This is a genomic window from Luteimonas arsenica (genome assembly GCF_004352825.1).
In the GTDB taxonomy this organism is placed as follows: Bacteria; Pseudomonadota; Gammaproteobacteria; order Xanthomonadales; family Xanthomonadaceae; genus Luteimonas; species Luteimonas arsenica.
Map to the genome: position 1 here is coordinate 676933 of NZ_SJRW01000001.1, position 20888 is coordinate 697820.

The 20888-nt window shown below is 69.5% G+C and carries 21 protein-coding genes; 13 read left to right on the forward strand and 8 right to left on the reverse strand.

Annotation, left to right across the window (positions count from 1 at the left end):
• Positions 1-28 precede the first annotated feature (28 nt).
• The gene (locus E2170_RS03110; protein WP_132999981.1) at positions 29-1297 is read left to right on the forward strand and encodes a DUF819 family protein; all 1269 of its coding nucleotides are present in this window, start codon (positions 29-31) and stop codon (positions 1295-1297) included.
• Between the two features lie 85 nt (positions 1298-1382).
• Here the strand turns inward: E2170_RS03110 and E2170_RS03115 are convergent, their stop codons facing one another.
• The 6 genes from E2170_RS03115 to E2170_RS03140 all read right to left on the reverse strand — a co-directional run bounded on the left by E2170_RS03115 (position 1383) and on the right by E2170_RS03140 (position 7439).
• Entirely contained in the window at positions 1383-1607 is a 225-nt protein-coding gene (locus E2170_RS03115; RefSeq protein ID WP_132999179.1) for a YbdD/YjiX family protein, read from the reverse strand.
• Positions 1607-3682 (reverse strand): carbon starvation CstA family protein, encoded by a 2076-nt coding sequence (locus tag E2170_RS03120; RefSeq protein WP_132999180.1) that lies wholly within the window; start codon positions 3680-3682, stop codon positions 1607-1609. The genes E2170_RS03115 and E2170_RS03120 overlap by 1 nt, the downstream gene beginning before the upstream one ends.
• A gap of 94 nt (positions 3683-3776) precedes the next feature.
• The gene (locus E2170_RS03125; protein WP_132999181.1) at positions 3777-4982 is read right to left on the reverse strand and encodes a lipoprotein N-acyltransferase Lnb domain-containing protein; all 1206 of its coding nucleotides are present in this window, start codon (positions 4980-4982) and stop codon (positions 3777-3779) included.
• Entirely contained in the window at positions 4972-5850 is an 879-nt protein-coding gene (locus E2170_RS03130) for a CorC family transporter (RefSeq protein WP_132999182.1), read from the reverse strand. Before E2170_RS03130 ends, E2170_RS03125 begins: the two co-directional genes overlap by 11 nt.
• A gap of 70 nt (positions 5851-5920) precedes the next feature.
• Positions 5921-6403 (reverse strand): rRNA maturation RNase YbeY, encoded by a 483-nt coding sequence (gene ybeY, locus E2170_RS03135; protein WP_132999183.1) that lies wholly within the window; start codon positions 6401-6403, stop codon positions 5921-5923.
• A 10-nt stretch (positions 6404-6413) separates the two neighbouring features.
• Positions 6414-7439: a PhoH family protein gene (locus E2170_RS03140; RefSeq protein WP_132999184.1), complete on the reverse strand. Its 1026-nt coding sequence runs from the start codon at positions 7437-7439 to the stop codon at positions 6414-6416.
• Between the two features lie 177 nt (positions 7440-7616).
• Between E2170_RS03140 and E2170_RS03145 the strand changes: the two genes are divergently transcribed.
• The 6 genes from E2170_RS03145 to E2170_RS03170 all read left to right on the forward strand — a co-directional run bounded on the left by E2170_RS03145 (position 7617) and on the right by E2170_RS03170 (position 13961).
• Positions 7617-8282, forward strand: coding sequence for a TetR/AcrR family transcriptional regulator (locus E2170_RS03145; RefSeq protein ID WP_132999185.1), 666 nt, complete (start codon positions 7617-7619; stop codon positions 8280-8282).
• Positions 8279-9244 carry an HlyD family secretion protein gene (locus E2170_RS03150; RefSeq protein WP_132999186.1) on the forward strand — a complete coding sequence of 322 codons (966 nt, stop codon included), beginning with the start codon at positions 8279-8281 and terminating at the stop codon, positions 9242-9244. Before E2170_RS03145 ends, E2170_RS03150 begins: the two co-directional genes overlap by 4 nt.
• Before the next feature lie 22 nt (positions 9245-9266).
• Positions 9267-10199: an ABC transporter ATP-binding protein gene (locus E2170_RS03155; protein WP_132999982.1), complete on the forward strand. Its 933-nt coding sequence runs from the start codon at positions 9267-9269 to the stop codon at positions 10197-10199.
• On the forward strand, positions 10196-11293 hold the full coding sequence (locus E2170_RS03160) for an ABC transporter permease (RefSeq protein ID WP_132999187.1): 1098 nt from the start codon (positions 10196-10198) through the stop codon (positions 11291-11293). The genes E2170_RS03155 and E2170_RS03160 overlap by 4 nt, the downstream gene beginning before the upstream one ends.
• A 143-nt stretch (positions 11294-11436) precedes the next feature.
• Positions 11437-12174, forward strand: coding sequence for a hypothetical protein (locus tag E2170_RS03165; protein ID WP_132999188.1), 738 nt, complete (start codon positions 11437-11439; stop codon positions 12172-12174).
• Between the two features lie 50 nt (positions 12175-12224).
• The gene (locus tag E2170_RS03170) at positions 12225-13961 is read left to right on the forward strand and encodes a carbohydrate binding domain-containing protein (RefSeq protein WP_132999189.1); all 1737 of its coding nucleotides are present in this window, start codon (positions 12225-12227) and stop codon (positions 13959-13961) included.
• Positions 13962-14031: 70 nt separating this feature from the next.
• Here the strand turns inward: E2170_RS03170 and E2170_RS03175 are convergent, their stop codons facing one another.
• A complete protein-coding gene (locus E2170_RS03175; protein WP_132999190.1) occupies positions 14032-14268 on the reverse strand; it encodes a hypothetical protein in 237 nt (78 codons plus the stop codon).
• Between the two features lie 11 nt (positions 14269-14279).
• Positions 14280-15680: a tRNA (N6-isopentenyl adenosine(37)-C2)-methylthiotransferase MiaB gene (gene miaB / locus E2170_RS03180; protein WP_132999191.1), complete on the reverse strand. Its 1401-nt coding sequence runs from the start codon at positions 15678-15680 to the stop codon at positions 14280-14282.
• A 178-nt stretch (positions 15681-15858) separates the two neighbouring features.
• Between miaB and E2170_RS03185 the strand changes: the two genes are divergently transcribed.
• The 6 genes from E2170_RS03185 to E2170_RS03210 all read left to right on the forward strand — a co-directional run bounded on the left by E2170_RS03185 (position 15859) and on the right by E2170_RS03210 (position 20886).
• Positions 15859-16815 (forward strand): lytic transglycosylase domain-containing protein, encoded by a 957-nt coding sequence (locus E2170_RS03185; RefSeq protein WP_207914905.1) that lies wholly within the window; start codon positions 15859-15861, stop codon positions 16813-16815.
• 140 nt (positions 16816-16955) lie between these two features.
• Positions 16956-17591 carry a ubiquinol-cytochrome c reductase iron-sulfur subunit gene (gene petA, locus E2170_RS03190; RefSeq protein WP_132999192.1) on the forward strand — a complete coding sequence of 212 codons (636 nt, stop codon included), beginning with the start codon at positions 16956-16958 and terminating at the stop codon, positions 17589-17591.
• Between the two features lie 3 nt (positions 17592-17594).
• The gene (locus E2170_RS03195) at positions 17595-18854 is read left to right on the forward strand and encodes a cytochrome b (protein ID WP_132999193.1); all 1260 of its coding nucleotides are present in this window, start codon (positions 17595-17597) and stop codon (positions 18852-18854) included.
• 4 nt (positions 18855-18858) lie between these two features.
• Positions 18859-19599, forward strand: coding sequence for a cytochrome c1 (locus tag E2170_RS03200; protein ID WP_425477821.1), 741 nt, complete (start codon positions 18859-18861; stop codon positions 19597-19599).
• A gap of 92 nt (positions 19600-19691) precedes the next feature.
• Positions 19692-20327, forward strand: coding sequence for a glutathione S-transferase N-terminal domain-containing protein (locus E2170_RS03205; RefSeq protein ID WP_132999984.1), 636 nt, complete (start codon positions 19692-19694; stop codon positions 20325-20327).
• 25 nt (positions 20328-20352) lie between these two features.
• Positions 20353-20886, forward strand: a complete 534-nt coding sequence (locus E2170_RS03210; RefSeq protein ID WP_243708036.1) for a ClpXP protease specificity-enhancing factor — start codon at positions 20353-20355, stop codon at positions 20884-20886.
• Positions 20887-20888: the final 2 nt, after the last annotated feature.

A 20888-nucleotide genomic window follows, 5' to 3' on the forward strand; every position in this document is an offset into this window, starting at 1 on the left:
CCCCACCGAAGCCGCGGCCATCGACGCCATGGATCCGACAGCGGTCGCCGACGTGGTCGAGACCACCGCGCCGCTGCTCACCAACGACATCGTGGTCTTCGGCCTGATCGCGGGGACCCTGGGCCTGATCTTCTGGTTGGCCTCCGGCCCGACGCCGTTCTGGAAGAAGTTTTTCGCCTGGGTGCCGGCGCTGCTGCTGTGCTACTTCGTGCCCGCGTTCTACAACACCGCGGGACTGATCGATGGCGAGGGCAGCGCGCTCTACCACCTGGCCAGCCGCGTGCTGCTGCCGGCGGCGCTGGTGCTGCTGACGCTGTCGATCGACCTGAAGGGCATCCTGAAACTCGGGCCCAAACTGCTGTTCGTGTTCTGCGCGGGTACGTTCGGCATCCTGTTCGGCGCCGTCGCCACCTTCCAGATCCTGGAGTGGACGTGGCCTGCGGCGGTGGCCGGCGACACCTGGAAGGGCATGGCCGCGCTGTCGGGCAGCTGGATGGGCGGCGGTGCGAACATGGTGGCGATCCGCGAGATCTACGAGGTCGACGCGACGCTGTTCGGGCAGTTCGCGGTGGTGGACGTGGCCATCGCGAGCCTGCTGATGGCCACCCTGCTGTTCCTCGCGAACCGCGCCGACGCCATCGATGCACGCAGCGGGGCCGATACCAGCGCGCTGGACGAAATGAAGCAGCGCATGGCCGCCCACGAGGCCGCGAACGCGCGCATTCCCGTGCTGTCCGACCTGATGGTGATCGTTGCCTGGGCCTTCGGCATCGTGGGCCTGTCGCATGCCATTGCCGAGCCGGCATCCGCCTGGTTCAAGGCCAATGCGCCCTGGTCCTCGCAGTTCAGCCTGGACGCACCGTTCGTCTGGATCGTGGTGCTCTCCACCCTGGGTGGCCTGATGTTGAGCTTCACGCGCGTGCGTCGGCTTGAGGATGCAGGCGCGTCCAGGGTCGGCACGGTCTTCCTGTACTTCCTGATCGCCTGCATCGGCATGCAGATGGATTTCCTCAAGCTCGCCAACCGGCCGGAGCTGGTCGTCATCGGCCTGCTGTGGATGTCGATCCACGTGGCGGTGATCTGGTACGCCGCCCGGCTGGTCAAGGCGCCGCTGTTCTACTTCGGCGTGGGCTCGCAGGGCAATGTGGGCGCGGCGGCTTCGGCACCGGTGGTCGCGGCGGCGTTCCATCCCAACCTCGCGCCAGTCGGCGTCCTGCTGGGAACCGTGGGCTACGCCACGGGCACCGTGCTGGCGTATGGCCTGGGCCAGGTGCTGCGGATCATGGCAGGCGCCTGACCGCCAGCGGCAGCGATCCCCGGATACGAAGCGGCCGCGGCATCACTGCCGCGGCCGTTGCGTATCCGTCCCTCGCAAGCCCGTTTCAGCAGCAGCGGAACCCGCTGCGCCCGCCGAAGCGGGCTTCCTGGCGTTCGCGGAAGAAGGTCTTGTAGTCCATCGGCTCCCGGTCGGGATGCTTCTCCAGCATGTGCCGGACATAGTTGTCGTAGTCCGGGATGCCGCAGCACAGGCGCGCGGTCTGCACCATCCTCCGCCACACACGCTTGTGCGTGGCGAAGTAGTCCAGCGGGACCAGCGCGCCGGCCATCAGAGCCAGACCTGCTGCTGCTCGGGCGTCAGCGCCACGTGCGGGGTCTCGCGGTCGGTGCGCGCCGGGTTCGCGCGCGCCTTGCGGATCGCGCCGACCGAGTAGAACAGCACCGCCAGCACCACGAACATGAAGAGCGCCGTCAGGCCCGCGTTGACGTAGTTGTTGATCATGATCTGCTGCATGCCACCGAAGTCCTTCGACGGGGCGATCAGCTCGCCGGCGGCGATCGCATCGCGGTAGCGGTTGGCCTGCGCCAGGAAGCCCACGGCCGGGTTGCCGTCGAAGAGCTTGATCCAGCCCGCGCTGAGCGTGCAGGCCAGCAACCACACCGTCGGCAGGATCGGCACCCAGGCGTAGCGGTCCTTCTTCATCTTGAACAGGATCACCGTGCACAGCATCAGTGCGATGCCCGCCAGCATCTGGTTGGCGATGCCGAACAGCGGCCACAGCATGTTGATGCCGCCCAGCGGGTCGGTCACGCCCTGGTACAGGAAGTAGCCCCACAGCGCCACGCAGCCGGCGGTGCCGACCAGGTTCGCTCCCCAGGACTCGGTCTTGCGCATCGCCGGGATGAAGTTGCCCAGCAGGTCCTGCAGCATGAAGCGACCGGCGCGGGTGCCGGCGTCGACCGCGGTGAGGATGAACAGCGCCTCGAACAGGATCGCGAAGTGGTACCAGAAGGCCATCATGCCTTCGCCCGGGATCACCGCGTGGAAGATCTGCGCGATGCCCACCGCCAGCGTCGGCGCGCCGCCGGCACGCGAGATGATCGAGGCCTCGCCCACATCCTCGGCGGTCTGGACCAGCACTTCGGGCGTGACCGTGAAGCCCCAGCTCGAAACCGTCTGCGCGACCTGCACCGGATCGGTGCCGATGAGCGCCGCCGGGCTGTTCATCGCGAAGTACACGCCCGGGTCGATGATCGAGGCCGCGACCATGGCCATGATCGCCACGAACGACTCCATCAGCATGCCGCCGTAGCCCAGGTAGGGCGCGTGGCGCTCGTTGGCCATCAGCTTCGGCGTGGTGCCCGAAGAAATCAGCGCGTGGAAGCCCGACACCGCGCCGCAGGCGATGGTGATGAACAGGAACGGGAACATCGAGCCCTTCCACACCGGGCCGCTGCCGTCGGTGAACTGGGTCAGCGCCGGCATCTGCAGCATCGGCATCGTGATCAGGATGCCGATGGCCAGACCGACGATCACGCCGATCTTGAGGAAGGTGGACAGGTAGTCGCGCGGGGCGAGCAGCAGCCACACCGGCAGCACCGCGGCCACGAAGCCGTAGCCGATCAGCATCCAGGTGATCTGGGTGCCGGTGAAGGTGAAGGCCGGGCCCCAGGTCGGGTGCGCGGCCACCTGGCCGCCGAACCAGATCGCCAGCATCAGCAGCACCAGGCCGATGACCGAGATCTCACCGATCTTCCCGGGCCGGATGTAGCGCATGTAGATGCCCATGAAGATCGCGATCGGCATCGTCGCGATCACCGTGAACATGCCCCAGGGACTTTCGGCCAGGGCCTTCACCACGATCATCGCCAGCACCGCGAGGATGATGATCATGATCAGGAAGGCGCCGAAGAGCGCGATCGTGCCGGGCACCTGGCCCATCTCCTCGCGCACCAGGTCGCCGAGCGAGCGGGCGTCGCGGCGGCTGGACACCACCAGCACCATGAAGTCCTGCACCGCGCCGGCCAGCACGACGCCGGCGATCAGCCACAGGGTGCCGGGCAGGTAGCCCATCTGCGCGGCCAGCACGGGGCCGACCAGGGGGCCGGCGCCGGCGATCGCGGCGAAGTGGTGGCCGAACAGCACGTGCTTGTTGGTGGGCACGTAGTCCAGGCCGTCGTTGTGGACCATCGCCGGCGTGGCGCGGGTCGGGTCGAGGTTGAAGACCCGGTCGGCGATGAAGCGCGCGTAGAAGCGGTAGGCCACCAGGTAGATGGAGACCGCGGCGACCACGATCCACAGCGCGTTGATCGATTCACCGCGGCGCAGTGCCACCGTGCCCAGACAGAACGCACCGAGCAGGGCGAGGGCCGCCCATGCCAACTTGCTTGCCGCACCCTTCATCACCTGCTCCAAATGCCGGATTCACGAGGCGGACAGGTTCGCGCCTGGGCCGGGCAGGGTCAATGATATTGCGGCGCACAAACGCGCCGGACGGCTAAGACTTTGGTCTATGCCGCGGGCGCCAGAGCACCGCGGCGAACGCCAGCTGCAGCGGCAGCATGAGCGCGACCCAGTGCCCGTTGCGCTGCGACTGCAGCGGCATCCAGAGCAGGAAGGGGGCGACCACCACGCCAGCCGCGACCACCGCCAGCAGCGTGCGGAACACCGGGCCGCCGTCGCCGCCGCGCGCGATCCGCCAGGCACCGGGCAGGAGCAGCAGGCACAGCGGGTTGAACAGCAGCAGGTTGTGGTTGGCCCAGCCGAAGCGGTGCGCGGTGCCCAGCCAGATGTAGAGCATGGTCGCGCCGGCGGCGACGCACAGCAGCCAGGCCGGCATCGCCGCCGCGGCGACCGCACGCGGGCGGCCGCGCAGCGACCAGGCCAGCGCGGCCAGGGCCAGGCCCGCCAGCAGCCAGGGCCACCACGCCACCGGCCGCGGCTCGGGTTCGGGCGCGAGGCGGTGGGGCAGCAGCACTTCCTCGGCGACCACCAGCGGCCGGCCGTCGGCCAGGCGCGCTTCGCGCAGGGACTGCGCCAGCCGCATCGGCACGAAGGTGTCTTCCCAGAGCGAGTTGGGGCGGTCGGAGGCCGGCCCGAGGCCAAGGTCGAAGCCGAGCGCCATCAGCGGATCGGGCCGCGCCAGGCGCACGGCTTCGCTGCGGAAGGTGTTGCCCTGCGAGCGGCCCTGGAGTCCGCGCGCCAGGCGGCCGCGGAGCACGCCGTCGATCGCGTCGCGCACCCGGGTGCTGCAGTTGTCGGTGAAGTAGTCGTAGGTGTAGGCGGCGTTTTCCGGCAAGGCGTTCCAGGCCAGGCGTGCGGCGAGCGCGGTGGCGTCGCCATCGTCGAGGTCCAGCCACTGGATCGACACCCCGCGGCCGACGCTTTCGTAGTACGCCAGGTCCTGCGCGAACGGCAGCACCGCCAGCCGGTAGCGCATCTCGCCGCGGGCGAAGCGCAGGTGGAAGTCGGGCTCGTCGGGATCGAAGAAGCCGAAGTTGTAGGACAGCGGTGGGCCCGCGGCGGGATCGTCGACCACGATCGCGTTGTGGCCGAAGCGCTCGAAGAAGATCTCGCCGGGCTGCATCGTGGCCACGCCGATCCGCGGCGCGGCCAGCGCCGGCAGGGCACAGGCGAGCAACACCAGCAGGGCGACGAGGCCCGCGACCGTGCCTGCGCGGGCCCCGCGGGCCTCAGTCGCCATGGATCGACAGGTGCAGCGCGTGCAGCCGGCGCGCGTCGGCGCTGGCGACGCGGAAGCTGAAGCGGCCCAGCGTCAACTCCTCGCCGGCCTCGGGCAGGTGGCCGATGGCCGCGGTGACCAGGCCGCCGATGGTGTCGTATTCGTCGTCGTCGAAGTCGGCGCCGAAGCGCTCGTTGAAGTCGTCGATCGGGGTCAGGGCGTCGACCACGTACTGGCCGTCGGCCTGGGCGGCGATCAGTGCCTCGGGGTCTTCGGCATCGTCGTGCTCGTCGTCGATCTCGCCGACGATCTCCTCCAGCACGTCCTCGATCGTGATCACGCCGGCCACGCCGCCGTATTCGTCGATCACGATCGCCATGTGGTTGCGCGACTGGCGGAACTCGCGCAGCAGCACGTTGAGCTTCTTCGACTCCGGGATCAGCACCGCCGGGCGCAGCAGTTCGCGCACCGTGCCCGGGCCGTTGTCGGCGACCACGCCGCGCAGCAGGTCCTTGGCCAGCAGGATGCCGAGGATCTCGTCCTTGTCCTCGCCATGCACCGGGAAGCGCGAGTGGCCGGATTCGACCACCTCCTTCATCAGGTCGATGAAGCGCGCGTCCACCGGCAGCGAGACCATCTGCGAGCGCGGCACCATCACGTCGCCGACGGTCAGGTCGGACACGGCGATGGCGCCTTCCATCATGCGCAGGGTGTCGGCCTCGATCAGGCCGTCGCCCTGGGCGTCGCGCAGCAGTTCGACCAGGTCGTCGCGCGAACTGGGATCGCCGGATATGGCAGAGCTCAGCCGATCCAGCCAGCTGCGCCGGCGTTCGTGATGTTCCGGCGACGCGCCTGGGCCGCCGGTGCTACTACTGTCGTCCTCGGACATCTCGCTCGTATCGTCGCCCCGGGGAATGGGGCGGCCCGCGCAGTTTAGCGCGTCCGTTCGGCACGCGCGTTCAGCCGGCGCGGTAGGGGTCGTCGATGCCCAGGCCGGCGAGGATTTCCCGCTCGAGCTGCTCCATGGCCTCGGCCTCGACGTCGTCGCCATGGTCCCAGCCCAGCAGGTGCAGAGTGCCGTGCACGGTCAGGTGGGCGTAGTGGGCGGCCAGCGGCTTGCCCTGCTCGCGGGCCTCGCGGGCCACCACCGGCGCACACAGCACCAGGTCGCCGAGCAGGGGCAGGCGCACGCCCTCGGGCAGGCCTTCGGGCAGGTCGGTCGGGAAGCTGAGCACGTTGGTGGCGTAGTCCTTGCCGCGGTAGTGGCGGTTCAGCGCACGGCCTTCCTTCGCGTCGACCAGGCGGATCGCGAGGTCGGCCTCGCGGATGCGCCCGGCCAGGGCCGCGGACACCCATTTGCGGAAGCTCACCGAGGCCGGCAGCCCGGCGCGGGGCAGGGCATAGCCGACGGCTACGTCGAGGCGGACGGGGCCCTGGGTCATGCGCGGCAGTCTACGCCGGGCCGGTCGACGCGTCCTGCGCGTCGCGGCGTTCATAGGCGTTGACGATGCGCGCCACCAGCGGATGGCGGACCACGTCGCGTGATTCGAAGAAGGTGAAGCTGACGCCGTCGACATCGCGCAGCACCTCGACGGCGTCGCGCAGGCCCGACTTCACCTGCTTGGGCAGGTCGATCTGGGTGAGGTCGCCGGTCACCACCGCGGTGCTGCCGAAACCCAGGCGGGTCAGGAACATCTTCATCTGTTCGATGGTGGTGTTCTGCGCCTCGTCCAGGATCACGTAGGCGTCGTTGAGCGTGCGCCCGCGCATGTAGGCCAGCGGCGCGATCTCGATGACGTTCTTCTCCAGCAGCCGCAGCACCGTCTCCACGCCGAGCATCTCGTACAGCGCGTCGTACAGCGGCCGCAGGTAGGGATCGACCTTCTGCGACAGGTCGCCGGGCAGGAAGCCGAGCTTCTCGCCGGCCTCGACCGCCGGGCGCACCAGCACCACGCGCTGCACCCGCGATTCGTTGAGCGCCTCGACCGCGCTGGCCACGGCCAGGTAGGTCTTGCCGGTGCCCGCCGGGCCGACGCCGAAGTTGATGTCGTGGGTGGCGATCGCGTGCAGGTACTTCTGCTGGTTCGCGCCGCGGCCGCGGATGGTGCCGCGCTTGACCCGGATGGCCACGTCCTGCGGCACGTAGTCCGCGTCGGCGGCGCGGGCGGCGGCGACGTGGCGGGTCGCCTCCTGGTCCTCGCGCGCGGCGCGCGAGGCGTTCACGCGCAGGTGGATGGCGTGGCCGTCGAAGGTCTCGCTGGCGGCCTCGCGGTAGAGGTCGCGCAGCAGGCGCTCGGCCTCGTCCACGCGCGCGGCGTCCTCGCCGGTGATGCGGAAGACGTTGCCGCGGTTGGCGATCTCCACGCCCAGCGCCAGTTCGATCTGGCGCAGGTGGCCGTCGAAGGGGCCGCTGAGGTTGGCCAGCCGTTCGGTGTCGGCGGGTTCGAGGGCGAAGTCGCGCTGGTGGGGGGAAGGCATCGCGGAAGCGTAGCGCGGTGGCGTGATCGGGCCAACCGCGGTCGCGGTCGCATCGACCTGCGGCGGATGGGGCGGAATGGAGGCTTGTGGCGTGTCCGCCGGGCTGTCGGCAGGCTTTCACGGAATATTAATTGATTGATTAATTAAATGTGCGCCTTGACCCTCGGAACACGGCCCATGCCCCGCAAGCGCAACCCGGATGCCACCACCGCTGTCCGCACGCGCGGCCGCCCCGCCGGCGAAGCCAGCAGCCGCGAAGGCCTGCTCGACGCCGCCCTGGCGCGTTACGCCCGCCAGGGCATCGCCGCGACCTCGCTGCGCGACATCGCCCGCGATGCCGGCGTCACTCCGGCATCGCTGCACTACCACTTCAACGACGCCGCCGGCCTGCGCGAAGCGGTGCTGGCCGAGCGCCTTTTGCCGGTGTTCCGGGAGGTCCAGGGCCTGCTGGTCGAGGGCGCGGCGCAATCCGGGAGCGGCCTGTTCAACGCCTTCGTCGAGCGCATGTGCGCCGTGGTCGAACGCCACGAATGGCTGCCGCCGCTGTGGATCCGCGAAGTGGTGACCGACGGCGGCGCGCTGCGCGACTGGATCGTCGGCCAGCTGGCGCCGGACCTGTCGCGGCGGCTGGTCGCGCACATCGCGGCCGAGCAGGGAGCAGGACGCCTCAACCCGGGCCTCGACCCGCGCCTGCTGATGGTGTCCCTGGTGGGCCTGACCCTGTTCCTCGCCTCGGGCCTGCCGATCTGGCGCCAGCTGCTGGGCGACGACGCCCTCGGCGTTCCCGACATCCGCCGCCACGCGCTGGCCCTGCTCGAATCCGGCCTGGAGCCTTCCCCATGAACACGCCTGTCCACGCCCGCGCGCTGCTTGCGACCGCGGCCCTCATCCTCCTCGCCGCCTGCAGCCGCGACGGCGGCTACGCCCTGGGCACCCTGGAATACGACCGCATCACCCTGCCGGCGCCGGCCGCCGAGCGCATCGTCGACATCGCCGTGCGCGAAGGCGAACGCGTCGAAGCCGGCGCGCGTATCCTCAGCCTGGAACACACCCGCGGCGACGCGCAGCTGGCCGCCGCCCAGGCCGAGGTCGCGCGCCAACGCGAGGCCCTGGACGAGGCGCGCAACGGCGCCCGCCCGGAAACCCTGCAGCAGGCCCGCGCCAACCTCGCCGCCGCCCAGGCCCAGGCCCGCGACGCCCGCGCCTACCACGAGCGCCTGCAGCCGCTGGGCCGGCAGCAGCTGGTGTCCGCCGCCGACGTCGACCGCGCCCGCGCCGCCGCCGGCAACGCGCAGGCCCAGGTCGCGGCCGCACAGGCGGCGCTGGCCGAACTTGAAAACGGCGTGCGCCCGGAGCAGGTCGCGCAGGCCGAAGCGGCGCTGGCCGCGGCGCAGGCGCAGCTCGACGCGCAGACCTATGCCACCGGCCGCCTCGACCTGGTCGCACCGCGCGCCGGCCGCGTCGACAGCCTGCCGTACCGGCTCGGCGACGAAGCCCCCGCGGGCTCGCCGCTGGCGGTGATGCTGGTCGGTGACACCCCCTACGCCCGCGTCCACGTGCCCGAGCCCCTGCGCGCCGACGTCGAAGTGGGCGACGCCGCCACCGTGCTGGTCGGCGCCGAGGGCGAACGCCGCTATCGCGGCCGCGTGCGCATGATCCGCAGCGAGCCCGCCTTCACTCCCTACTACGCGCTGGCTGGCGAGGACGCCTCGCGCCTGAGCTACCTGGCCGAAGTCGAGCTGGAAGAGGCCGGCGACCTGCCCGCGGGCCTGCCGCTGAAGGTGGTGTTCGATGGCGGCCGCTGAGCAGGGCGGCGGCGAGCCGGCCATCCGCGCCCGCGGCCTGGTCAAGCGCTTCGGCGGCCTCACCGCCGTCGACCACGTCGACCTGACCGTGCCGCGCGCGCACGTCTACGGCTTCCTCGGCCCGAATGGTTCCGGCAAGTCGACCACCATCCGCATGCTCTGCGGCCTGCTCACGCCCAGCGAGGGCGAGATCGAGGTGCTGGGCCTGAAGGTGCCCGAGGAAGCCGACGCCCTGCGCCTGCGCATCGGCTACATGACCCAGAAGTTCTCGCTGTTCGAAGACCTCACCGTGCGCGAGAACCTCGAGTTCCTTGCCGCCGTCTACGGCCTGGACCGCAGGCAGGCGCGCGCGCGGGTGGACGAGCTGGTCGAGCTCTACCACTTCGCCGACCGCCAGAAGCAGCTCGCCGGCACCATGAGCGGCGGCCAGAAGCAGCGCCTGGCGCTGGCCGCCGCGGTGATCCACCAGCCCGAGCTGCTGTTCCTGGACGAACCCACCAGCGCGGTCGACCCGGAATCGCGTCGCGACTTCTGGGAGAAGCTGTTCGAACTCGCCGATGCCGGCACCACCCTGCTGGTGTCCACCCACTACATGGACGAGGCCGAGCGCTGCCACCGCATCGCCATCCTCGACGAAGGCGTGCTGGTGGCCGACGGCGCACCGGGCGAACTGGCCGGCGACCTGCGTGGCCGCAGCGTCGAAGTGCGCGCCGCGCGCCCGCGCCAGGCGCAGCGCGCGCTGGCCGACCTGCCGGGCGTGCTCAGCGTGGCCCAGATCGGCAACAGCCTGCGCGTGCTGTCCGCGCCGGGCATCGAAGCCGCCGACGCGATCGGCGGCGCGCTGCGCGAAGCCGGGCTGGATGCCGACGTCGCGCCGGTGGAATCCAACCTCGAGGACGTCTTCGTCGCCGCCACCCGTGGCCGCACCGACGAGGGCGAAGGAGCCGCGGCATGAACAACGTGCGCCGCATGTGGGCCGTCGCGCTGAAGGAGCTGCGGCAGATGGGCCGCGACCGGATCAGCGTGGTGATGATCGTGATGATCCCGGTGGTCGACCTGCTGCTGTTCGGATATGCGATCAACTACAACCCGCGCAACCTGCACACGGCCGTGGCCGACCAGGCCATGACCTCGGCCTCGCGCGCGGCGGTGATGGACATGAACGCCACCGGCATCATCGACGTCCGGCGCGTGGCCGACAGCCCGCAGGAACTGGTGGACATGCTGCGTCGCGGCCAGGTCAGCGTCGGCATCGCCGTGCCGCCTGACTACGAGCGCCGCCTCGCCGACGGCCGCCCCGCGGTGCAGGTGATGGTCGACGGCACCGACACCGTGGTCCAGGCCGCGGCCAACCAGCTCGCGCAGCTGCCGCTGGAGGCGCCCGGTGGCGCGCGCGCGGCGCCGCGGACGCCGCAGATCGAAGTGGTGAGCTTCTACAACCCCGAACGCCGCTCCGCGGTCAGCATCGTGCCCGGCCTGATCGGCCTGATTCTGACCATGACGATGATGATGTTCACCGCCATGGCCGCGGTGCGCGAGCGCGAGCGCGGCAACATGGAGCTGCTGATCGCCACGCCGCTGAGCAGCAGCGCGCTGATGGTCGGCAAGGTGCTGCCGTACGCCGCGATCGGCCTCATCCAGACCACCCTGATCCTGGCCCTGGGCGTGTGGTTCTTCGACGTGCCGCTGCGCGGCAGCCTGCTCGACGTCTACCTGGCCGCGACCCTGCTGATCCTGGCCAACCTGTCGATGGGGCTGCTGATCTCCACGCACACGAAGACCCAGTTCCAGGCCATCCAGGTGGCGATGCTGGTGTTCCTGCCGTCGATCCTGATCTCCGGCTTCATGTTCCCGTTCGCGGGCATGCCCGAGATGGTGCAGTGGGGCGCCGAGGTGCTGCCGATGACCCAGTTCCTGCGCCTGATCCGCGGGATCATGCTGCGCGGCGCCAGCCTCTGGGACCTGTGGCCGGCGGTGGCCGCGCTGATCGCCTTCACCACGGTGACGATGGCGGTGGCGATCGCGCGCTTCCGCAAGCGGCTGGATTGAGGCCTTCGGCGCGGGCCGGGGCCTTCGGCTATCCATACGGTATGTGGTTGTTTAGTACGTTATTTGTGTCACAATATGACCTTGGCAGTCACTTTAGACTTCGCCGCACCTGATTTTTCGTATTCAGATAAGGTCGTCCCTTCATGAAGCTCCCGTACTGGCGCGTCGGCGCCGGCGCTGCCGTGCTGCTGGTTTGCGTGGCTGCGATCGTCCATCTCGCATCCGGTCCGGGTGCGCCCGGCATGGTTTCCGGCGCGCGTCCGGAGGGTCCGGACATGGGGTCGTCGGGCACGGAAGGGGCCCAGGCCACGGTCACGCGCAGGGCCTTCGGGGCGGCGGCGGCTGTGCCGGGCGCCGCGGCTATTCCGCCGGGCCTGCCGCCGGTGGACCTGGTCGACCCGCCCGCATACGCCACCGGCCTGCCCGACGACGTGCTGTACCTGCCTGATGCGGAGGCGCGCGGGCATTTCGCGCAGAAGCTGCCCTTCGGCGTCGACGACCGCGACTACATCGAATTCAACCGCGCCGCGCTGGCCGGCCTGGACGTGGGCTCCGAGCTCTCGCTGCGCACGCCCGACGACGGCGCCGAACACCTGCTGCGGGTGTACGACGTGCAGGTTCATGCCAACGGCGACAAGTCGTGGCTTGCGCGCGTGGTCGACGGCTCCGGCGAGATCCTGCCCGCGGTGTTCACCCAGGGCGTGGACTCGACCCTGGGCAGCATCACCACCGGCGGCGGCACCTACAGCCTGGAGGCCGAGGGCCGCCTGGGCTGGATCGCCAACGTCAACGACCTGCGCAGGCACCAGGACTTCGACCTCTCCGACGTGATGGAGCCCGGCCCCGGCGAGGGCCGCGGCCCCATCCCGGGCGTTCGCTGAAGCCCGCACACGACCGCCACACCAGTCACCTCAAACCACAAGGAAGAACGATGGCAACCCAGGGAAACAGGGGAGGCGCCGTGCGCCGCCTGCGTACGTCGATGGCCGCGCTGGCGGTGGGCCTGCTGGCCGCCGGCCAGGCCCCCGCGGCCAGCAACCAGGTCGACGTCATGTTCGTCTACACGCCGCAGGCGGCGCAGTGGGCGGGCAACATCCAGACGCGGCTGAACCAGTACATCGCGCAGTCCAACCAGGCCTACCAGGTCAGCGGCGTCGACATCGCTCTGCGCATGGTGCACAGCGTGCAGAGCAACCACTCGAGCTACTACTACACCAACAACAACGCGCTCAACCACATCACCTACAACGACGGCGCGATCCACGCCCTGCGCGACGACCACGGCGCGGATTTCGTCGGCCTGCTCAACATGTCGCCGGGCGGCCTGTGCGGCCTGGGCTGGCTGGGCACCAGCAGCGGCGGCACCATCACCGCGCAGTCGAAGGCGCTGGCCTACAGCAGTTCGGCGATCGACTGCGGCTACCTCACCTTCACCCATGAGCTCGGCCACAACATGGGCCTGATGCACAGCCGCCGCCAGGGCGACACCTCCGGCGGGCACCACGTCTACGGCATGGGCTACGGCGTGGACAACTCGTTCGCCACCCTGATGGCCTACGCCTACCTGTTCAACACCAACTACGTCTACCGCTTCTCCAATCCGCGGCAGAACTGCAACGGCTACGCCTGCGGCAACGCCACGACCGGTGACGCCTCGCGCTCGCTGTCGCTGATGGCCAACCAGTACCCGACCTACCGCCCGTCGCGCGATGGCGATCCCGGCGAGCCGGGCGGCCCGGCCGATCCGGTGCGCACGATCGAGCTGCCGGCAGGCAACGTGCTGCAGAACCCCAGCTTCGAAGGCAGCCTGTCGAACTGGAGCGGCGTGTTCGACGGCAGCCTGTCGCTCAGCAGCCAGCGCCGCTACGGCGGCCAGCAGGGCCTGACCGTGGGCAACCGCACCTCCTACGCATCGGGCGTGGCCCAGGACGTGACCGGCAAGCTGCAGGCGGGCATCGACTACGAGTTCAGCCTGTGGATGCGCCTGCAGGGCCGTGCCAGCGACACCGCGCGCGTGGTGCTGGAGGTCAACGGCGGCCAGAGCTACGTCGACCTCGGCCGCTTTGGCGCCACCGACCAGTGGAGCAGGATCAGCGGCTCGTTCACCCATGCGCTGCCGGCCAATGCCAGCGTGCGCCTGCTGGTGTACGGCCCGGCGGCGGGCGTGGGCTTCCATCTCGACAGCCTCAGCCTGAACCCGGCCGGCGACGACGGCCGCGAAGACAACCAGATACGCAACGGCGATTTCGAGACCGGCACCGCGGCCTCCTGGGGCCTCGGCTTCGGCGGCCAGCTGCAGGTGAGCAGCGACGGCTACCGCAACGGCTACAGCCTGCAGCTGGTCAACCGCGGCCAGTGGTACGACAGCATCGCCCAGGAGCTGACCGGCCTGGTGCCCGGCACGCGCTACCGCGCCAATGCGCAGGTCAAGGTCGAGGGTGCGAACGACACTGTCTCGCTCTGGCTGCTGATCCAGGACGCCAGCGGCTGGCACTGGGAGCGCATCGGGTGGGTGAATGCCGGCAACGGCCAGTGGGCCACGCTGGCGGTCGACGAATTCGCCTTCCAGCCGGTCGGGCAGGTGCAGTCGGTCTCGCTGCACTTCATGGGCCCGGCGCCGGGCGTGCGACTGAAGATCGACGACGTGTCCCTGGTGCGCGTTCCCTGACCCGGTGAGTCGGGGCCGGTGCCGTCGGCGGCGTGCCGGCGGCGCCGGTATCACCGGCTCCCCGTGCGGGTCAGCGGCGCCGGTGGCGCAGCAGACCCCGCACGAGCAATGCGGCGCCGATCGCGGCCATCAGCAGCGATCCGCCGAACCAGATCCAGCCGACGGCGCCTGCGGCGCCGCCGTCGCGAACGAGGTACATCCAGCTGCGTGCCAGGCCAAGGACGGCCAGGCCGCAGAGCCACAGCCCGAGGGGATCGAGGCGCTTGCTCGGCGCCGGAATCCCCCCGGGCTGGGGCTTCTGCGTCACGCCGTGCCGCCTCAGGCCACCGCCGGCGCTTCGGTGGTGGCCACGCGCCCGCGCAGGGAGTTGCTGAGCGCTTCGGTGATCATCACTTCGACGAATTGCCCGATCAGGCGCGGGTGGCCTTCGAAGTTCACGGAGCGCATGTTCTCGGTCTTGCCGGTCAGCTGCCGGGGATCCTTGCGCGAGGGCCCGGTCACCAGCACCTTCTGCACGCTGCCGACCATCGCCTGCGAAATGCCCGCGGCATATTGGTTGATGTGCGCCTGCAGCCGCGACAGTCGCGCGTGCTTCACCTCGTTGGACACGCTGTCGTCGAGGTCGGCCGCCGGGGTGCCCGGGCGGCGGGAATAGATGAAGGAGAACGACTGGTCGAAACCCACGTCCTCGATCAATTTCATGGTCTTCTCGAAGTCGGCGTCGGTCTCGCCCGGGAAGCCGACGATGAAGTCCGACGAGATCGAGATGTCCGGGCGCACCGCGCGCAGCTTGCGGATCTTCTGCTTGAACTCCAGCGCCGTGTAGCCACGCTTCATCGCCGACAGGATGCGGTCCGAGCCCGACTGCACCGGCAGGTGCAGGTAGTTGGCCAGCTGCGGCACGTCGCGGTAGGCCTCCACCAGCGAGTCCGAGAACTCCAACGGGTGCGAGGTGGTGAAGCGGATGCGGTCGATGCCCTCGATCTCGGCGATGGTGCGGATCAGCAGGCCGAGGTCGGCGGCCTCGGCCGAACCCTCCATCGGCCCGCGGTAGGCGTTGACGTTCTGGCCCAGCAGGTTGACCTCGCGCACGCCCTGGGCGGCGAGCTGCATGACCTCCACCAGCACGTCTTCGAAGGGCCGGCTGACCTCCTCGCCGCGGGTGTAGGGCACCACGCAGAAGGAGCAGTACTTGCTGCAGCCCTCCATGATCGACACGAAGGCGCTCGGGCCTTCCGCGCGTGGCTCGGGCAGCCGATCGAACTTCTCGATTTCCGGGAAGCTGATGTCGACCTGGGGCAGGCCGGTCTCGCGGCGGCCGCGCAGCAGCTCCGGCAGCCGGTGCAGGGTCTGCGGGCCGAAGACCAGGTCGACGTAGGGCGCGCGCTTCACGATGGCCGCGCCTTCCTGGCTGGCGACGCAGCCGCCGACCCCGATCAGCACCGGGCGGTCGCCCTGCTTGAGGCCCTTCCAGCGGCCGAGCTGGCTGAAAACCTTCTCCTGGGCTTTTTCGCGAATCGAGCAGGTATTGACCAGGATCACGTCGGCTTCTTCGGCGTTCGTGGTCAGTTCAAGTCCGTCGGACGCGGCCAGCACGTCGGCCATGCGGGCCGAGTCGTACTCGTTCATCTGGCAGCCGTGGGTCTGGATGTAGAGCTTGCCGCGGGCAGGCAGGGCAGGGGCGTCGGGCGCGGGGCCCGGGGTCGGCTTGGTGGTCATGGCGTTTCCGGGGCGCGGCGGTGAATCCGGGCCGGATGGCTTGGGTGGCGGGTGGCGCAGTGTAAACCCGGCGGCCGTGGAGGGCGCGGGGGGCCGTTTCCTTGGGCATGGTCACGGTTCCGGGTCTTGGCAAGCCCCCGCAAGCAGTGGAGACTGCGCGCGATATGGAGGGGCGGGGATGAATCGCTTCGGGAAGATCGTGGGCTTCGCCGGGATGGCGATGGTCGGCCTGGCCTGCATGGCCGTGGCCGGCCCCGCCGTGGGCGGCACCATCTACCGCTGCGAAGGCGCGGACGGCGTGACCAGCTATGTCAGCAAGCGCGTCAAGGGTGCGGACTGCCGGGTGGCCACCACCTATCGGCCCTCGCGCCCGAGCCGGCCATCCACCACGCCCGGCACCGGGCAGGCCGCGAGCGTCGCGCCGGCAGCATCGGGTCCGAGCAACGCCGGCGCACCGGCCACCTTCATGGGGGGCGGGGCGAGTGCCAGTTCCAGTGCCCCTGCCAGCACCACGGCCCAGGTGCCCTCGGCGCCATCGTCCAGCTCGGGTTCGCGGCGCCTGGTCCAGGGCCAGGTCTATTCCTATGTGAAGGACGGCGTCCGCCACTACACCAGCCGCAAGCCGGCCGGCAGCAGCGGTGCCAGCGCGGTGCGCACCATCAACTACAGCTTCTTCGAGACCTGCTATGCCTGCGGCTCGCCGGGGGTCAACTTCGGCAACGTCCGCCTCAACACCAGCGCCTACGATGCCGAGGTCAAGGCTGCCGCGCGCGAGTTCGGGGTCGAGGAGGCGATCATCCGCGCGATCATGCACGCCGAGTCAGCCTACAACCCCAACGCGCTGTCGCGGGTCGGGGCGCAGGGGCTGATGCAGCTGATGCCCGCCACCGCCAGCCGCTTCGGGGTCACCAACGCCTTCGACCCGGCGCAGAACATCCGCGGCGGCGTGCAGTACCTGGCCTGGCTGCTCAAGCGCTTCAACGGCGACCTGACCCTGGCCGCGGCCGGCTACAACGCTGGCGAGGGCGCGGTGGACCGCCACAAGGGCGTGCCGCCGTACAACGAAACCCGGCGCTACGTGGAGCGCGTGGGCGTGCTGGCCGACCGTTACCGGACCCAGCTGGCGTCGAACTGAGCGCCACGGGGACGCGCCACGTTGTCCCCTGAATCGGCGTTCCGCTACACTTCAGCGTCTTTGCGGCGCGCCTCCGGCAGCGGAGGCCGCGCCCGCGGCAGCCAGTTCACACAAGCGACCGTACGATTTCCGGAGTGGCGATGGGCAATGAAGGGGTTCTGGATCCTGTCGAGGGGGGCACGGTCGACAACGGCCGCCGCCGCTTCCTGACAGCCACCACCGCGGTGGTTGGCGCCGTTGGCGCCGGCGTGGCCGTGGTTCCATTCGTCAAGACCTGGTTCCCGAGCCAGCGCGCCCAGCTCGCCGGCGCGCCGGTGACCGCGGACATCAGCGCGCTGGCCGAGGGCGAGCGCATGATCCTCGAGTGGCGCGGCCAGCCGATCTGGATCGTCAAGCGCTCGCAGGCGATCCTGCAGGCGCTGCCGACCCTGGACGACCAGCTGCGCGACCCCAAGTCGGAGAACGTCGAGCAGCAGCCCGACTACATCCGCGAGGCCAACCCGGAGCTGCGCTCGCTGAAGCCGGAGATCTCCGTGCTCGTCGGCCTGTGCACCCACCTGGGCTGCTCGCCCGAGATGGTCGCCGAGATCCGCCCGGCGCCGTTCGACGCCAACTGGAAGGGCGGTTATTTCTGCCCCTGCCACAAGTCGAAGTTCGACATGGCCGGCCGCGTCTACCAGGGCGTGCCGGCGCCGACCAACCTCGTGGTGCCTCCGCACCATTTCGTCGACGACAACACCGTCGTCATCGGCGTCGATCCGCAGGGGGCCGCGTAAGCCATGTCGAACGTGATCGTGCGTACCGCCAATTCGGTGATGGACTGGGTCAACGACCGTGCGCCGGGCCTGATGCCCATGTACCGGAAGCACATGACCGAGTACTACGCGCCGAAGAACTTCAACTTCTGGTACTACATGGGCTCGCTGGCCCTGCTGGTGCTGGTCAACCAGATCGTCACCGGCATCTTCCTGACGATGCACTACAAGCCGTCCGCGGCCGAGGCCTTCTCCTCGGTCGAGTACATCATGCGCGACGTCGAGTGGGGTTGGCTGATCCGGTACATGCATTCCACCGGTGCCTCGCTGTTCTTCATCGTCGTCTACCTGCATATGTTCCGCGGCCTGATGTACGGCTCTTACCAGAAGCCGCGCGAGCTGGTGTGGATCCTGGGCATGCTGATCTACCTGGTGCTGATGGCCGAGGCCTTCCTGGGCTACGTGCTGCCCTGGGGCCAGATGTCGTTCTGGGGCGCGAAGGTGATCATCTCGCTGTTCGGCGCCATCCCGGTGATCGGCAACGGCCTGGTCGAGTGGATCATGGGCGACTACCTGCCCAGCGACGCCACGCTCAACCGCTTCTTCGCACTGCACGTGATCGCGCTGCCGCTGGTGCTGCTGCTGCTGGTCGTGCTGCACCTGGGCGCGCTGCACGAGGTCGGGTCGAACAACCCCGACGGCGTGGACGTCAAGAAGGGGCCGAAGGGCAACCGCTGGGATGCCACCAAGCCTGCGGACGCGATCCCGTTCCACCCCTACTACACGGTCAAGGACCTGGTGGGCGTGGGCTTCTTCCTGATGATCGCGGCCTTCATCATCTTTTTCGCCCCGGCCTTCGGCGGCTGGTTCCTCGAGCACGACAACTTCACCGAGGCCAACCGCCTGGTGACGCCCGAGCACATCAAGCCGGTGTGGTACTACACCCCGTACTACGCGATGCTGCGCGTGGTCCCCGACAAGCTCGGCGGCGTGATGGTGATGTTCGGCGCCATCGCGATCCTGTTCCTGGTGCCGTGGCTGGATCGCGCCAAGGTCCGCTCCTTCCGCTACCGCGGCCTGCTGTCGAAGGTGCTGCTGGGCCTGTTCGCGCTCAGCTTCGTGTGGCTGGGCAAGATCGGCGCCGGCCCTGGCACCGATCCGGTCGAGACCATCGTCGGCCGCTTCCTGACCTTCTTCTACTTCGCCTTCTTCATCACCATGCCGCTGTGGACGAAGCTCGACAAGACCAAGCCGGTGCCGGAACGGGTGACGACGCATGACTAAGCCCATGACCCTCATCAGCCGAGCCACGGTCTTCGCGGCCGCCATGCTGCTCTCGTTCTCCGCCCTGGCCGCCGCCGGTGGCCCGGTGCAGCACGCTGGCACCGACCTCAGCGACAAGGCGTCGCTGCAGCGCGGCGCGCAGCTGTTCATGAACTACTGCTCGTCGTGCCACTCGCTGAAGTACCTGCGCTACTCGCGCATGGCCGAAGACCTCGGGCTGACCGAGGACGAGGTGATGGAGAACCTCAACTTCACCGGCGCCAAGTTCGGCGAGCAGATCCTGACCGCGATGCCCGCCGAGGGCGCGGCGAAGTGGTTCGGCACCGCGCCGCCCGACCTCAGCCTGACCTCGCGCGTGCGCGGCGGCGACTGGATCTACAGCTACCTCAAGTCGTTCTACATCGACGAGGAGCGTCCGCTGGGCTGGAACAACACCGTGTTCCCGAATGCGTCGATGCCGAACGTGCTGTGGGAACTGCAGGGCGTGCAGCGGCCGGTCTACGGCGGCGTGGACGAGGCCACCAGCGAGCCGCTGATCGACCGCCTGGAGATCGCGACGCCGGGCAGCCTCGACGCGGCGAAGTTCGACCAGGCCGCGCGCGACATCACCGCCTTCCTCGAGTACGCCGGCGAACCGATTGCCATCAAGCGCCAGTCGATCGGCGTGTGGGTGATGCTGTTCCTCGCATTCTTCACCTTCCTCGCGTGGCTGCTGAAGAAGGAATACTGGAAGGACGTGCACTGACGGCGTAAGAAAGGAAACCGGGCAGCCGCCCGCGAGGGGCGGGCGGCGCCGATGCGGCCGGCGGATTCCGGCCACGGGAGAGTTGTTCGATGATGGCAGCGAGTCCGCGCATGCGTAATGCACTCACGCTCTTTTCCTCCGCCGACGATGTCCTCTGTCATCGTGTGCGGCTGGTGCTTGCGGCGAAGGGCGTGACCTACGACCTGATCACCGTCGATCCCAAGGATCCGCCCGAAGACCTGCTGGACCTGAATCCCTACCACTCGGTCCCGACCCTGGTCGAGCGCGACCTGGTGCTGTACGCGGCGACGGTGGTCACCGAATACCTCGACGAGCGCTATCCGCACCCGCCGCTGATGCCCGTCGACCCGCTGTCGCGGGCGCGGCTGCGCCTGGCGATGCTGCGCCTGGAGCACGACTGGGTGCCCGAGGTGCGCGCGATCCAGACCGGTACCAAGGCCCAGGCCGATGCCGCGCGCAAGCGCCTGAAGGAACTGCTGGCCACGTCGGTGCCGCTGTTCAAGGCCTACAAGTTCTTCCTCAATCCCGAGATGAGCCTCGCCGACTGCGCGATGGCGCCGATCATCTGGCGCCTCGAGGCGCTGGGCATCCCGCTGCCGAAGGACGGCAAGGCGATCGAGGACTACGGCAACCGCATCTTCCGCAATCCCGGGTTCACGCGCAGCCTGACCCCGCAGGAACGCAACCTGCGCGAACTGCCGGGCTGAGGCGCGTGCGCGCTAGAATCGGGGCATGAACGACGTACCCCGGATGACCAGCCACCGCCCCTACCTGCTGAGGGCGCTGTACGAGTGGATCGTGGACAACGGGATGACGCCGCACCTGCTGGTCGACGCCACCCGCGCCGGCGTGCGCGTGCCGCCGCATACCGTCAAGGAAGGCCGCGTGGTGCTGAACGTGGCCGAGCGCGCCGTCGCCCGCCTGCAGATGGACAACGACGCGGTGGCGTTCACCGCGCGCTTCGGTGGCGTCAGCCATCCGGTGCTGGTGCCGGTGGAGGCGGTGCTCGCGATCTATGCGCGCGAGACCGGGCAGGGCATGGCGCTTCCCGAGGAGCACGCGGCACCGGGGAGCGATGGTGGGGAAGCGGCGGAGTCGGATGCCACCCCTGAAGCCTCGGGCACGGGCGGTCACGAAGTGGTGCTGGGCGTGGTGCCCGGTGGCATCGACGACGATGAGCCCGGCGAGGGTGACGACGACGGCGGCGATGACGGCGATGGTTCGCCGGTGCCGAAGCGCGGCGCGCACCTGCGCGTGGTGAAGTAGCC